The organism is Microbacterium sp. C5A9, assembly GCF_022627955.1.
GTDB lineage: Bacteria > Actinomycetota > Actinomycetes > Actinomycetales > Microbacteriaceae > Microbacterium.
Map to the genome: position 1 here is coordinate 72,704 of NZ_JABXGD010000004.1, position 13,696 is coordinate 86,399.

12 protein-coding genes are annotated in these 13,696 nt (G+C 70.1%); 5 read left to right on the forward strand and 7 right to left on the reverse strand.

Features of this window, described 5'->3' with window-relative positions; translation table 11 throughout:
• The first annotated feature begins 4 nt into the window (after positions 1-4).
• Positions 5-1,528: an alpha-N-arabinofuranosidase gene (locus tag HWD99_RS08975; RefSeq protein ID WP_241795896.1), complete on the forward strand. Its 1,524-nt coding sequence runs from the start codon at positions 5-7 to the stop codon at positions 1,526-1,528.
• A gap of 75 nt (positions 1,529-1,603) precedes the next feature.
• Here the strand turns inward: HWD99_RS08975 and HWD99_RS08980 are convergent, their stop codons facing one another.
• Positions 1,604-3,781, reverse strand: coding sequence for an Ig-like domain-containing protein (locus HWD99_RS08980; protein WP_241795898.1), 2,178 nt, complete (start codon positions 3,779-3,781; stop codon positions 1,604-1,606).
• 337 nt (positions 3,782-4,118) lie between these two features.
• Between HWD99_RS08980 and HWD99_RS08985 the strand changes: the two genes are divergently transcribed.
• Complete coding sequence (locus HWD99_RS08985; RefSeq protein WP_241795899.1) at positions 4,119-4,550, forward strand: META domain-containing protein; 432 nt, start codon at positions 4,119-4,121, stop codon at positions 4,548-4,550.
• 178 nt (positions 4,551-4,728) lie between these two features.
• On the opposite strand, the gene HWD99_RS08990 is transcribed toward HWD99_RS08985, so the two are convergent.
• The 5 genes from HWD99_RS08990 to HWD99_RS09010 all read right to left on the reverse strand — a co-directional run bounded on the left by HWD99_RS08990 (position 4,729) and on the right by HWD99_RS09010 (position 10,009).
• Positions 4,729-5,862 (reverse strand): bifunctional 2-methylcitrate synthase/citrate synthase, encoded by a 1,134-nt coding sequence (locus HWD99_RS08990; RefSeq protein ID WP_241795900.1) that lies wholly within the window; start codon positions 5,860-5,862, stop codon positions 4,729-4,731.
• A gap of 2 nt (positions 5,863-5,864) precedes the next feature.
• Positions 5,865-6,767 carry a methylisocitrate lyase gene (prpB, locus tag HWD99_RS08995; RefSeq protein ID WP_241795901.1) on the reverse strand — a complete coding sequence of 301 codons (903 nt, stop codon included), beginning with the start codon at positions 6,765-6,767 and terminating at the stop codon, positions 5,865-5,867.
• Positions 6,767-8,293 (reverse strand): MmgE/PrpD family protein, encoded by a 1,527-nt coding sequence (locus HWD99_RS09000; protein WP_241795902.1) that lies wholly within the window; start codon positions 8,291-8,293, stop codon positions 6,767-6,769. The genes prpB and HWD99_RS09000 overlap by 1 nt, the downstream gene beginning before the upstream one ends.
• A complete protein-coding gene (locus tag HWD99_RS09005) occupies positions 8,290-8,958 on the reverse strand; it encodes a GntR family transcriptional regulator (protein ID WP_241795903.1) in 669 nt (222 codons plus the stop codon). The genes HWD99_RS09000 and HWD99_RS09005 overlap by 4 nt, the downstream gene beginning before the upstream one ends.
• Positions 8,959-9,031: 73 nt before the next feature.
• Positions 9,032-10,009 carry a DMT family transporter gene (locus HWD99_RS09010; RefSeq protein ID WP_241795905.1) on the reverse strand — a complete coding sequence of 326 codons (978 nt, stop codon included), beginning with the start codon at positions 10,007-10,009 and terminating at the stop codon, positions 9,032-9,034.
• Between the two features lie 39 nt (positions 10,010-10,048).
• Here HWD99_RS09010 and HWD99_RS09015 point away from each other — a divergent pair, with 39 nt between their 5' ends.
• Positions 10,049-10,585: a CGNR zinc finger domain-containing protein gene (locus HWD99_RS09015; RefSeq protein WP_241795907.1), complete on the forward strand. Its 537-nt coding sequence runs from the start codon at positions 10,049-10,051 to the stop codon at positions 10,583-10,585.
• A gap of 8 nt (positions 10,586-10,593) precedes the next feature.
• Positions 10,594-11,583, forward strand: a complete 990-nt coding sequence (locus HWD99_RS09020) for an acetylxylan esterase (RefSeq protein ID WP_241795908.1) — start codon at positions 10,594-10,596, stop codon at positions 11,581-11,583.
• Positions 11,584-11,633: 50 nt separating this feature from the next.
• On the opposite strand, the gene HWD99_RS09025 is transcribed toward HWD99_RS09020, so the two are convergent.
• The gene (locus HWD99_RS09025; RefSeq protein ID WP_241795909.1) at positions 11,634-12,614 is read right to left on the reverse strand and encodes an amidohydrolase; all 981 of its coding nucleotides are present in this window, start codon (positions 12,612-12,614) and stop codon (positions 11,634-11,636) included.
• Between the two features lie 116 nt (positions 12,615-12,730).
• Here HWD99_RS09025 and HWD99_RS09030 point away from each other — a divergent pair, with 116 nt between their 5' ends.
• Positions 12,731-13,681 carry a hypothetical protein gene (locus HWD99_RS09030; protein WP_241795910.1) on the forward strand — a complete coding sequence of 317 codons (951 nt, stop codon included), beginning with the start codon at positions 12,731-12,733 and terminating at the stop codon, positions 13,679-13,681.
• Positions 13,682-13,696: the final 15 nt, after the last annotated feature.

Below are 13,696 nucleotides of genomic sequence, written 5' to 3' on the forward strand. Positions count from 1 at the left end.
AGCAATGTCTCAGGCCCGCATCACCATCGACCGCGATTTCACCATCGCCGACGTCCCCCGGAGGCTCTTCGGGTCATTCGTCGAGCACATGGGTCGCTGCGTCTACACCGGCATCTACGAGCCGGGGCACCCGCAGGCCGACGAGCGCGGCTTCCGTCAGGATGTGCTCGCCCTCGTGAAGGAGATGGGTCCGACCGTGGTCCGCTACCCCGGCGGCAACTTCGTCTCGGGCTACCGCTGGGAAGACGGCGTCGGCCCGGTCGAGGACCGCCCGGTGCGCATCGACGGCGCATGGCACACGATCGAGACCAACGCGTTCGGTCTGCACGAGTTCATGGACTGGGCGAAGGAGGCCGACGTCGAGGTCATGGAGGCGATCAACCTCGGCACCCGCGGCGTCGAGGAGGCACGGTCGCTCGTCGAGTACGCCAACCACCCGGGCGGCACCTACTGGTCCGACCTGCGTCGCAAGAACGGCGCCGAGCAGCCGTTCGACATCAAGCTGTGGTGCCTGGGCAACGAGCTCGACGGCCCGTGGCAGATCGGCGGCAAGACCGCGACCGAGTACGGCCGCCTGGCCCAGGAGTCGGCCAAGGCCATGAAGCTGGTCGACCCGACGATCGAACTCGTCGCGGTCGGCTCGTCGGCCCGATCGATGCCCACGTTCGGCACCTGGGAGCACACCGTGCTCACACACGCGTACGACGAGGTCGACTTCGTCTCGATGCACGCGTACTACCAGGAGCACGACGGCGACGCCGAGTCGTTCCTCGCGGAGTCCGTCGACATGGATGCATTCATCGACGGCGTCATCGCGACGATCGACGCCGTGAAGGCCGCGGGCAAGCACACGAAACAGGTCGACATCTCGTTCGACGAGTGGAACGTGTGGGACCAGGTGAAGTTCAACGACGTCGAGTCGGTGGAGATCGCGAAGGCGGGGTGGAAGAAGCATCCGCGCGTCATCGAGGACACCTACAACGTGACGGATGCCGTCGTCGTCGGCACGCTGCTGAACAGCCTGCTGCGCCACGGTGACCGCGTGAAGATCGCCAACCAGGCACAGCTGGTGAACGTGATCGCGCCGATCCGCTCGGAGGAGAACGGTCCGGCCTGGCGTCAGACGAGCTTCTGGCCCTTCGAGCGCATGGCGCGCCTGGCGAAGGGCCGCATCCTGCGCCTCGCGGTGTCGGCCCCGCAGATCGAGACGAAGCGCTACGGCGGGGTCGACGCGATCGACGCGGCCGCCACCTGGGACGAGGAGACCGGACGCGTGGTCGTCTTCGTCGCGAACCGTTCGCTGGACGAGGAGAGCGACCTCACCGTCGACCTCCGCGGCCTCACCGGTCTGCGCGTCGTCAACGCCGAGACGCTGACGATCCCCGAGGGCGGCGACCGCCTCACGTCGAACCTCGAGACGACGCAGGATGCCGTGCACATGGTGCCGCTCGCTGCCGCCGAGGTCGTCGACGGCGCGGTGCGTGCGACTCTTCCGCCGCTGTCGTGGTCGGTCATCGAACTGGCCTGAGCGCCCGGTACCCCTGAACACGAAGAAGCCCGGTATCGATCGATACCGGGCTTCTTCGTGTTCAGGCTGAGAGGATCAGCTCTCGATCGTCTGGCGACGGCGAGCGAGCAGCAGGAAGCCGCCCGAGAGCAGTGCGAGAGCGATGGCCGCTGCGGAGAGCGGGACGATCACGTCACCACCGGTGTTCGCGAGGCCGCCCTCACCGGGAGCAGCTGCGCCACCCTCACCCGGAGCCGCACCACCGCCACCGGCGACCGGAGCCGCGAGGACGGAGAACGCCACGTCGGTCGGCGCCGAGGCGACGCCGGTGATGGCCTGGGTGACCGAGACGGTGTACGTGCCGGGCTGCAGAGCCGCGCCGAAGTCGACAGCCCACGATCCGCTCTCGACCGTGGCCGTGAACGTTCCGCTGGCTGCGGCGAAGGATGCCGCGAGTGCTGCCGTCGTGCCCGCCGGAGCCGGCTCAGCGCCGGTGAGCGTCACGGTGACCTCAGCGCCGCTGATGCCCGTGCCCGAGAGCACCGAGGGTCCACCGTCGTGCGGGAACTCCGCGCCGTTGGCGACCGAGGTCACGGCCGGCGAGACGGGGATGACGGAGAACGTCGCGGTCGCCTGGGGCGAGACCTCGGTCTCTCCGTCCAGCGTGCGGCTCTGGGTCACGACGATGCTGTGCGAGCCGTACTTCAGGCTCAGGTCGTCGACGGTCCAGGAACCGTCTGCGGCGACGGTGGTCGTGCCCAGGGACTCGCCCTCGGCGTCGCGCACCGTGATCTCGGAGGTCGGCAGACCGGTTCCGCTGACCGCGGTGACGGTCTCGTTCAGCGTGGCGCCGTCAGCCGGCGAGGTGATGACCGGTGCGACCAGCGGTGCCGGCACGACGGTCAGGTCGAGCGTGGTGGCCGACGACGTGCTGAAGCCGTTCACCGCGGTGATGCTGATCGTCGCGTCACCGAGCTCGACCGGTCCGACGAAGGAGAACGCGCCGTCGACGACCTCGACGGTCTGCTCTGCGCCGTAGCCGCTGACGGTGACCGTCTCGGCGCCGGGCGCGGTTCCGGTGATGGCTGCGCCGGGGTTGACCTCTGCGCCGTCAGCCGGGCTGGACACGACCGGTGCGTCGAGGTCGAGTGCGATCTCGTAGCCGTCGGTCTTCGGGAGAGCGGTCACGAGCGATGCCGCCCAGGTGAACTGCTCTTCGGTCTCGGTCGCTTCGGATCCGCCGGAGATGAGGCCGACGGCCGCGTTGCCCTGGATGACCGCGCCGCCGGAGTCGCCGGGGCCCGCGAGCGTGTTGCTCGAGAAGCCCTGCACCCAGTGACCGCTGATGCTCGCCCAGCCGTCGAGGATGTCGTCACTGTCGACCGTGCCGGTGGTGAAGCCGGTCGTGCGACCGCTCTTCGAGACCTCGCCGAGCGACGGAGCCGCGACCGACTTGATCTCGACGACGCTGTCGGCGAGCGAGCTCAGGGAGTCTCCGGCCGTGGTCCAGTCGGTGACCGCGGGGACCGGGGTGAAGCCCGACTCCGGGTCGATGTCGATGACCGAGATGTCGGTCGCCGTCGTGTCGCCGTTCGAGCCGAGGCTGCCGTTCGCGCCACCGAACTGCGCGAAGCCGAACGTGCCGAGGAGGTCGATCGTGCTGGGCAGCTCGACCTGATCGCTGCCGGCTGCGTCTTCGCTGCTGGGCACCGAAAGCGTCGTGTCGATGAGGGGCTCATCGTTGTCGTCGAACGCGCAGTGTCCCGCGCTCAGGAGCGCCGGGGCACCCGCGGGCGAGAACGCCGCGAAGCCGATCGAGCACGACCACGCTGCGCTGCCCGGCTCGTTCGCGAGGAAGCCTTCGAGATCGGGGGCGACGGACAGGTAGCCCTGGCCACCGACGACATCGCCCTCGTCGAACGCCGAGAGAACGCGGTCGACCGTGACGACAGAGGCGTCGGTCAGGTCGGCCTTCGCGGCGACGTTGTCGATCGCAGCCCCACTGGTCGGGCTGTCAGCGGTGACGACGACGACTCCGCTGCCGTCTGCCGTCGTACCGAAGGCGACGACCTCGACGCCTTCGTCTGCTGCCTGCTTCGTCGCCTCGAGGATCTCTGCGTCGGGGCCGCTCTGGCTCGATGCGTCCGTCGCGGGCGTCTGATCTGCGCCGTCCTCCGCGAACGCCACGGGCGCTCCCAGGAAGAGGCCCGACAGGGCGAGAGTGGTGGCGGCGGTCAACGCCAGCGGGCGTCGACCTGTCCCTCTGTGCTTCATGTGATGTATGTCCTTGCTGGTCACGGATCGTCAGTCAGTTTCAGTTCCGGCACGCGCACGGAGCACAGAACCGGCCGCCTCCCGGTGGAGGCGTGAACTGCGACGCTGGCCCCCCGACAAGCAGGATCCTGCCCGTCGGGACGAACAGGGATCTCCAGCAGAGTACCCAGTAAATCCACAGAATGGGGAAATTGTTTACCAGAATTTTGCCAGTTGACCTGGCACTCGTTTCCGGGTTATACGCGCGAGGCGCCGCGGTCGGGCATCCGCTTCTCCGCACCGCCGAATCCGCTGAGAACCCAATATTCTGGCGACCGACCCGGTTACCATGGCCACCATGAGCACCCACCGCAGAGCACGGAACCTCGTCGGCGTCGCGATGCTGGGAGCCTTCGCCCTGCTGGCCACGGCGTGCGCGACCGGCGCGCCCGGCGACGCCCCGACCTCGACTCCCGAGCCGAACAGCGAAGAGGCTGCCGTCGTCGAGAAGCTCGTCGGGCTCTGGGGTGAGAATGCGGCTGGCCAGCCCCACCTCGAGTTCGCCGCCGACGGCACCGTCACCGGCAGCGACGGATGCAACGGCGTCAGCACGACCTACTCGGTGAACGGCGACCGCGTCGACCTCGTCCGGTTCGCCTCGACCCTGAAGGCCTGCCCCGGCGTCGACGACTGGATGCGCGGGGTGCGCGCGGTCGAACTCGACGGCGATGTGCTCGTGATCATGGACGCGTCGGGCGCCGAGCTGGGCAACCTCACCCGCTCCAGCTGACCCTTCCCGGTCGTCGAGCGACCCCGCGCACCCTCCCCGGTCGTTGAGCGAGCCCGGCGCAGCCGCGCGAGACGGAACGCGCCCCTCCCCGGTCGTTGAGCGAGGCGCGAAGCACCGAGACGAAACGCGCCCCTCCCCGGTCGTTGAGCGAGGCGCGAAGCACCGAGACGAAACGGAGTCAGCCTTCGACGTGCCGCTCGTCGACGCCGTCGTAGAACGACAGCGGTCGGATCAGTGCGTTGGCTCCGGCCTGCTCGATGATGTGCGCCGTCCACCCCGTGACACGGGCCGCCACGAACAGCGGCGTGAAGGTGAGTGTGTCGAAGCCGATCAGGTTGTACGCCGGACCCGACGGGTAGTCGAGGTTCGGGTAGATGCCCTTGCGCGAGACGAACTCCGATTCGAGGGCGTCGTACAGCTCGGCCACCTCGGCGCGGTCGTAGTGCGCGACGAGCGTGTCGAGTGCCGCCTTCATGGTCGGCACACGCGAGTCGCCGCTCTTGTAGACGCGGTGGCCGAACCCCATGATCTTGCGCTTCTCGGCCAGAGCCGCATCGAGCCAGGGCACCACGTTCGAGGCGTCGCCGATCTCGTCGAAGATGTGCAGCACGGCCTCGTTGGCGCCGCCGTGGAGGGGTCCCTTCAGCGCGCCGATCGCGCCGACCACGGCCGAGTACAGGTCGCTGAGCGTCGAGGTGATGACCCGCGCGGTGAACGTCGAGGCGTTGAACGAGTGCTCGGCATACAGGATCATCGAGCGGTTGAACGCGTCGACCACCACGGGGTCGGCTTCTTCTCCGAACGTCATCCAGAGGAAGTTCGCCGAGTAGTCCAGGTCGTCGCGCGGGGCGATCGGCTGCTCGCCACGGCGACGGCGCTGGCCGTACGCGACGATGGCGGGAAGCGCGGCGAAGAGGCGGATGCTGCGCTCGAGGTTCTCCTCGGGGCTGCCGCCGGCATCGAGCACCGAGCCGCCCGCATGCGTGTCCGAGGCGCCGATCAGGCTGACGGCCGTGCGCACCTCGTCCATCGGGTGCGCCTCGAGCGGGATCAGATCGATCGCCGCCTTGACCGTGTCGGTCAGCGCGCGATGCGGACGCTCCTGTGCGCGGAAGGCCGCGAGCTCGTCGAACGTCGGCAGCTCGCCGTGCCAGAGCAGGTACGCGACCGCCTCGAAGGACTGCGTCGCCGCCAGCTCCTGCACGGGGTATCCGCGGTAGAGCAGGCTGTTCGTCTCGGGGTTGACCTTCGAGATCGCCGTCGTGTCGACGACCACCCCTGCGAGGCCCTTCTTGATGTCCGGCTCGGTCATGCTCACTCCTTCGTGACGGTGAAGCCTGCGACGCCCGAGTCGAACTGCGTGTAGGACTCGTAGTCGATCAGGTCGTAGAGATCTGCGCGGTGCTGCATCTCTCCCAGTTTCGAGGTGAGGTGCCCCTCCTCGCTCAGCGTATCGAGCGCACGGCCCGCCGCGCCCATCGCGATGCGCAGCAGCGACACCGGCCAGATCACCATGTTCACGCCGACATCGCGCAGCTGGTCGACCGAGAACAGGTCGCTCTTGCCGAACTCTGTCATGTTGGCAAGGATCGGCACGTCGAGCGCGTTCGCCACGGCCTCGAACTCGGCGAGCGAGCGCATCGCCTCGGGGAAGACCGCGTCGGCCCCGGCATCCACGAGCGCCTTGGCGCGATCGATCGCCGCATCCAGTCCGTCGACGGCGCGGATGTCGGTACGCGCCATGATCAGGAAGTTCGGGTCGCGGCGGGCGTCGGCCGCGGCCCGGATGCGCCGGATCGCCGTGCGCTCGTCGACGACGCTCTTGCCGTCGAGGTGACCGCAGCGCTTCGGGTTGATCTGGTCTTCGATGTGCGCGCCGGCGAGCCCCGCATCCTCGAGCTCCTGGATCGTGCGCGCGACGTTCATCGGCTCGCCGAACCCGGTGTCCGCATCGACGATCGCGGGGATGTCGGTCATGCGCGCGATCTGCTTCGCCCGGCCGGCGACCTCGGTCAGGGTGGTCAGACCGATGTCGGGCACCCCGAGATCGGCCGAGAGCACCGCTCCCGAGATGTAGACGCCGTCGAAGCCCTTCTGCTCGATCAGGCGCGCGCTCAGCGGATTGAACGCCCCGGGGAACCGCAGCAGATCGCCGCTGGCGAGCCGCTCGCGGAACAGGCGGCGCTTCTCGGCCGGAGTGACGTGCGAGTACAGCATCAGAACAGGCCCTTCGGGGCGTCGGCACCCTCGAGCAGACCCGGCTTCGCGATGATCGACAGCTCGCCGACCTCGGCGGCCGTGAGTTCGGGCAGGCGCTGCACGAGGTCGAGGAAGCGCTCGATCTCGGCCGGCTCGAGCACGGGTTCCGCGAGCAGACGGAACTTCGCGATGTAGTTCTCCCGGGCGAACGGACGAGCGCCGAGCGGATGCGCGTCGGCGACGGCGATCTCGTCGACGACGGTCGTGCCGTCGGTCAGGCGGAACTCCACGCGACCGCCGAACGCCTTCACGTCGGGGTCCTCGGAGTGGTAGCGGCGCGTCCACTCGGCGTCCTCGGCGGTGGTGATCTTGTGCCACAGTGCGACGGTGTCTTCGCGACCCGCGCGCTCGGGCGTGTACGAGTCGACGTGGTGCCAGCCGCCGTCCTGCAGGGCGACCGCGAAGATGTACGGGATCGAGTGGTCGAGCGTCTCGCGCGACGCCGTGGGGTCGTACTTCTGCGGGTCGTTCGCGCCCGACCCGATCACGTAGTGCGTGTGGTGGCTGGTGTGCAGCACGATGGCCTCGATGTTCGCGGGGTCGCGCAGCGCCGGGTTCTCGGTGCCGAGCTTGCGGGCGAGGTCGATCCACGCCTGCGCCTGGTACTCGGCCGAGTGCTCCTTCGTGTACGAGTCGAGGATCGCGCGCTTCGCCTCGCCCGTGGCGGGCAGCGGCACCTCGTAGGCGGCGTCCTTGCCGTCGAGCATCCAGGCGATCACGCCGTCTTCGCCCTCATAGATCGGTGCGGGACTGGTCTGTCCGCGCATCGCCCGGTCGACGGCCTCGACAGCGAGCTTGCCGGCGAAGGCCGGGGCGTGCGCCTTCCAGGTCGAGATCTCGCCCTTGCGGCTCTGCCTCGTGGCGGTGGTGGTGTGCAGGCCCTGGCCGACGGCCTGATAGATCGTCTCGACGTCGAGGCCGAGCAGGGTGCCGATGCCGGCCGCGGCCGACGGACCGAGGTGCGCGACGTGGTCGATCTTGTGCTTGTGCAGGCAGATCGCCCGCACGAGGTCCATCTGGATCTCATAGCCGGTGGCGATGCCCCGCAGCAGCGCGCGGCCGTCGGCCTGCACGTGCTGGGCGACCGCGAGGATCGGCGGGATGTTGTCGCCCGGGTGCGAGTACTCGGCGGCGAGGAAGGTGTCGTGATAGTCGAGTTCGCGCACGGCGACACCGTTGGCCCATGCCGCCCACTCGGGGCTGGTGCGGTGGTCGAGCGCCGCGCCGAACACCGTGGCGCCGATGCCGCCGGTCGAGACGGGGTGGCTGAACGCCTGGGCGCGAGCCGCGTTGATGGGGCCTCGGGTGAGGGATGCCGCGGCGACCGACGCGTTGTCGATGATGCGGTTGATGATCATGTCGGCGACGTCCTGCTCGACCTCGACCGGGTCGGCGGCGACCTCGGCGATCTTCCAGGCGAGCTGGTCTTCACGGGCGAGGTTCTCGTCGCTGCGGTGGACGCGGACGTGGTGGGTGACGGTCATTTCACACCTTCGGGGTTGGCGGTCAGGGAGTCGAGGATGCCGGCGAGCGCGTTGTGCAGATGCACGTGCGTGGCGTGGGCGGCGAGGTCGCCGTCTCGGGCGGCGAGAGCTGCGGCGATCGTGCGGTGCTCGCCGGCGGAGGCGGCGAGGCGGTCGGGCTTGTCGCGGGCCATGCGCCGCACCCGCACGAGGTGCGTGCGCACGGTGCGCAGCGCCGAGGCGATGTAGTCGTTGGCGACCGCCGCGTCGAGCGCCGCGTCGAAGCGTGCGATGAGCGCGTAGTAGGCGTCACGCCCTTCGACCGCGGCGAGGTCGACGTGCGCGAACTCCTCGGCGAGCGCGGCGAAGAGGTCGGCATCGCCGCGCTGGGCGGCGAGGCGGGCAGAGGTCTCTTCCAGCGCGCGGCGAATCTCGAACAGTGCACGGATGTCGTCGGCATCGAGATCGGCGACGACCGTGACCCGAGGGGACTGCTGCACGACGAGGCCGTCGGCGGCCAGGCGCCGCAGCGCCTCGCGCATCGGCGTGCGACTGATTCCGAGGCGGGCGGCCTGCTCGACCTCGCCCAGCACGGAACCGGCGGGGAGGGCGCCGGACTGGATCTCGTCGAGCAGCGCCGCATGGGCTCGGTCACTCGCGCTGATGCGATCGGCGACGGAGCTCATTCCCTCAGTGTATACATAAGGCGAGGAGAGTGGGCTCTTTACGCGAACGGGATGCTCTCACGTATACATTGCGCTAGTGCTCTGGCCGCACAGCATCCGGAACCGGCTCCACGAACTCGGCCGGGCGCGGTTCGCCGAGCTTCACGACGACCACTCCGACCAGCACGAGAGCGGCCCCGAGGGCCTGCAGCAGATCGGGGAGCTGGCCGAGCAGCAGCCACCCGAAGAGGAGCGCGGCGACGACCTCGGAGAGCGCGATGAACGATGCCAGGCGCGATCCCAGCATCCGGGTCGACGCGATGCCGAGCACATAGGCGAGAGCCGTCGCGATCAGCCCGATCGCGAGCACCGGCACGAACCAGGGCACGGTGCCGAAGCGGTAGGCGATGTCGTCCGTCGTCCACGCGATCGGGAGGATGCCGACGAGTCCGGCGATCGTCAGCGCGATCGCCCCGAGCAGCAGCCCTCCCCCGGCGAGCGCGATCGGCGGCAGCCCGGTGTCGGCCTTGGCCGAGAGCACGAAGTACGTCGCCGCGCCGACCATCGCGGCGAGCGCCCACAGGATGCCGGCGACGTTGACCTCGGCGCCGGTGAGGATGTCGAGCATCAGCACGAGCCCGACGAAGGCGATGGCGGCGCCGATCACGCTGCGGCGAGTCGGCCGCTCGCCGCGGCGGAGCCACAGCCACAGGATGACGGCGATCGGGGCGGTGTACTCGATGAGCAGGGCGAGGCCCACATCCATCACGGCCACGGCCTGGAAGTAGCAGAGCTGCGTGGCGGTCACCGCGAGCAGCCCGTAGGCGGCGACCATGCCCGCGTTCTTTCGCAGCACTCCCCACCGCCCCCGGAGCGACAGGATCGTCGGCACGAGCAGCGCGAGGGCAGCGACCCACACCCGCACGGTCACCGCGGCCCCCGGCGTCCAGCCGGCATCGATGAGACCGCGCGCCCAGGCACCCGACATCCCGAACGCGAACGCCGCGCCGATCGCGAGCGGCAGACCGAGCCGTACACCCTGCGTCGTGATGTCATTGGCAACCGTGCTCATGACAGGTGACGCTACTCGCGCGAGCTGTAAGGTGTCAATATGACGTTCGCCGATGACACCGAAGAGGCGCTGCGCGCTGCCGTCTGGCTGGTGAACTCCGCCGGAGAGCCCGAGACCCTCGAGACGCCCGCCGACCACGCGGCGTTCCTCACCGAGTTCCCGTACTCGGGACGTCTGGATCGCGACGCGGGCGAGCTGGCGGCGCTACGCAGCATCCGCCCCCGCCTGCGCACGATGCTGCTCGCGCCGCGCGACGAGATGGCCGAGCACGTCAACGCCGCGCTCGCCGAGAACCCGCTCGCTCCGCGCCTGGTGCGCCATGACGGCGTCGACTGGCACCTGCACACCGTCGCCGACGACCGCCCCCTCGTCGAACGCGTGCTGCTCGAGACCGCCATGGCGCTGATCGACGTCATCCGCGCCGACGAGGGCTCTCGCATCTCGGTCTGCGCCGACGACACCTGCGAGGCTCTCGCGCTCGACCTGTCCCGCAACCGCTCGAAGCGGTACTGCTCGACGACGTGTACCAACCGCAACGCGGTCGCCGCCTACCGAGCCCGCCGCGCTCGCGCCTGAGGAACGGCATGGCACTCTCCTCTCCCTCCGACATCTGGTTCCCCGACGCCGCCTCCTTCGACGGCAGCTACGGCCACACGCTCGAGACTCTGCGCGCGATCGCGCCGATCGCACCTCCTGAGGGCTTCGCGGAGCGCTGGATGCGGTGGCGCACCGAGGCGCGCTCGGTCGATGCCGCACCCACCGTGCTGACCACGAGCACCGAGATGGCCGAGGCACCAGGCAGGCGCGTCTCTGTGATCGAGTACTCGGGAGTCGACGGCACCCGCCTGCGTGCGTGGGTCGTCGAGCCCGTCTCGGGAGCTGCGCGCATCGGGATCGTGCACAGCCACGGGTACGGAGGGCGGGAGGCGATCGATCTCGCCCGGGTTCCCGACGACGCGGCCGCCATCTTCCCGGTCGCCCGCGGCCTGCCGAGGCTGAACGCCGGCGTCGGCGCCCCTGCGACGATCGCCGAGCACGTGCTCGCCGGCATCGACGATCCCGAGCGCTACATGCTGGGCCTGTGCGCCCGCGATCTGTGGCTCACTGCCGACGGGCTCATCGCCCTCATCGGGGACGTTCCCCTGTACTACGTGGGAGAGAGCTTCGGCGGGGGCATCGGATCGCTCGCGCTGCCCTGGGACGACCGGTACATCGGCGGCACCCTGATCGTGCCGAGCTTCGGCCAGTACGACGAGCGGCTGGCCGTGCCCTGCCTCGGCAGCGGAGAGGTCGTGCGCGCGCACGTCTCGGCACACCCCGACGCCCGGGAGGTGCTGCGGTGGTTCGACGCGTCGAGTGCCATGACGTTCGCGCGGGTGCCCGTTCGCGTCGAGGCGGCCCTGCGGGATCAGTACGTGCCGCCGCAGGGGCAGTTCGCGGTGGCGAACGCCGTCGGCGCGCTCGAGCTCGAGGTGCTGCCGGCCGGGCATGCGGAGTACCCGGGGTCGGATGCTGTCATCGCCGCCGCGATCCGCCGCGGCCGCGCGCACCTCGACCTCGTGCTGAATCGCTGACGCCGTGTGCTGAATCGCTGACGCCTCGCATCGCCGTCGAGAGAGCGCTGCTACGCACGACCTCCGCGCAGCCAGCTCCGGATGCCGCGACGACGACGTTCCTCCCGGGCATCCGCATGCGTCGAGCGCTCGCCGACGCGATAGAACTCCTCGGCGTTCGACCAGAAGATCGCATCGAGGTCGTGCCCGCGGCGATCCGCCCAGGTGATCACGGCGTCCGCCCATCGACTCCGGGCCGTCGGCTGATACGTCGCCGATCCGTCGGCGGGCGCGTGCGGGTCGCCCGGCTCGGCGGGACCGATGACCGACACCGGCCAATCGCTCCCCCACATCAGCCGCTCCACCCCGAACGCATCGGCCGCGGCGTCGAGGAACGGCTCGAGCTGTGCGGCCGACCACTCGCCGGACGCCTCCGCGGGCAGCCCCGACAGCTTGCAGAAGACCTCGGGATGCCGCGCGAGGTCGTCGAGATCGCGCACCCACTCCATCGACGGCGCCACCGGGGCATCCGCCGTGCCGACCACCGGCTTGCCGAGATGATCGAGCACCATCCGCAGCTCGGGTACCGCGCCGGCGAGACGGGCGATGTCGGGCAGCTGAGGCGCACGCACGCAGGCGTCGAAGGTCCACCCGCGGGCGGCGACCTCGCGCGCACCGGTCACGAATACCGCCGAGACCGCGACTCCATCCGGTTCGTCCTGCAGGTTGTGCCGCACGCCGACCACGAGCGGCTCGGCGGCGAGCCCTTCGAGATGCGCGGTCGTGTCGGTGCCGCGGTCGAGACGCGCGCCGGCGACGATCGCCACGACGCCGGCCGCCTGCGCCTGCGCCGCGACCCAGCGCACCTCGGCGAGGAAGTCGTCCTCGACCGTCTCGGCCTGCACGAACACGGCTCTCTCGACCGTGGCCGCGTCGACCCGGGAGTGCTCGATCTCGAGCGCCGCGAACTCCCAGGCGAGCGGGCCGTCGAGCCAGGTGTACGTCAGTGCGTCGGGCGACCAGAGGTGCAGGTGCGAATCGAGTACGCGCATGGCCCCATCCTGCCGCAGACATCCGACCGATCGAAGGGGTGTCTGCGACTGTCGGCGAGGCCGACTACCCTTTCTCGAAGGCGCACGTCGCGCCGCGCACCGGGGGGAGAGCGTCGATGACGAACGAGCAGGATGCTGCAGGGCAGCACGAACCCGTCGGTCCGCCTGAACCCGTCGTTCGGCCCGAGCCCGTAGTGCCCCCGGCTCCCGTCGACGCGGCGACGCCCGGCGGCCCGCCCGCGGTGCCGCTCGCCCCGCCGCTGAGCTCGCCCGCCGGCCCGCCTCCGCCGCCCCAGCCCGGATACCCGCAGCCTGCATATCCGCCGGCCGGCTATCCGCAGACCGCTCCGTACGGCCAGCAGGTTCCGCCCGGGGCTCCGCCCGGGTCTCCGTACCAGGGCTATCCGCAGGCCGGGTATCCCCAGCCCGCGTACCCGCCGCCCGGGTACCCCCAGTCCGCACCCTCCGGCGCCGGGGCATACCCGATCTCGTCTTCCGCGCCCCCGCCCCCTCGGTCGGGCGGGCGCTCTCTCGCCGTGGTCCTCACCGTCGTCGGGGTGATGGCGGTGCTCGTGGTGGTCGGCGTCGCCGTGGCCGTCGGCCTGCTCCTGGGCTCCACGCCGTCGACGCCGATCGCGGTGCCGAGCCCGAGTTCCGTCGCGCCCGACGGTCAGCCGTCGGAGCCGTCCGCGCCGAGCACGGAGCCCGACGATGGTGAGGACCCGGCCGACCCGGGGGCCGGGGCCGCCATCGCCGACCGGCTCGATCAGAAGATCGACGAGTACAAGCGGCTGCGGGATTCCGGAGAGCTCTGGCAGAGCATCCCCGACACCGAGTTCAATCGCACCGCGGTCAGTGCGTTCCTCTACTTCCTCACCGACATGAAGGCGGCGACGATCTGGGGCGTGGATGCCGCGACCGCCGACGAGTACGAGCAGCGCATGACCATGCTCGAGGAACGTCTGCTGGCGGAGCAGCCGCTCGGGGACGACATCGAGATCACCCTCGAGGACAAGGTGTTCACCTACGACGGCGAGACGGGCGAGGGCGGATACACCCCGCGGTAGCGGCGCGTTACGCTC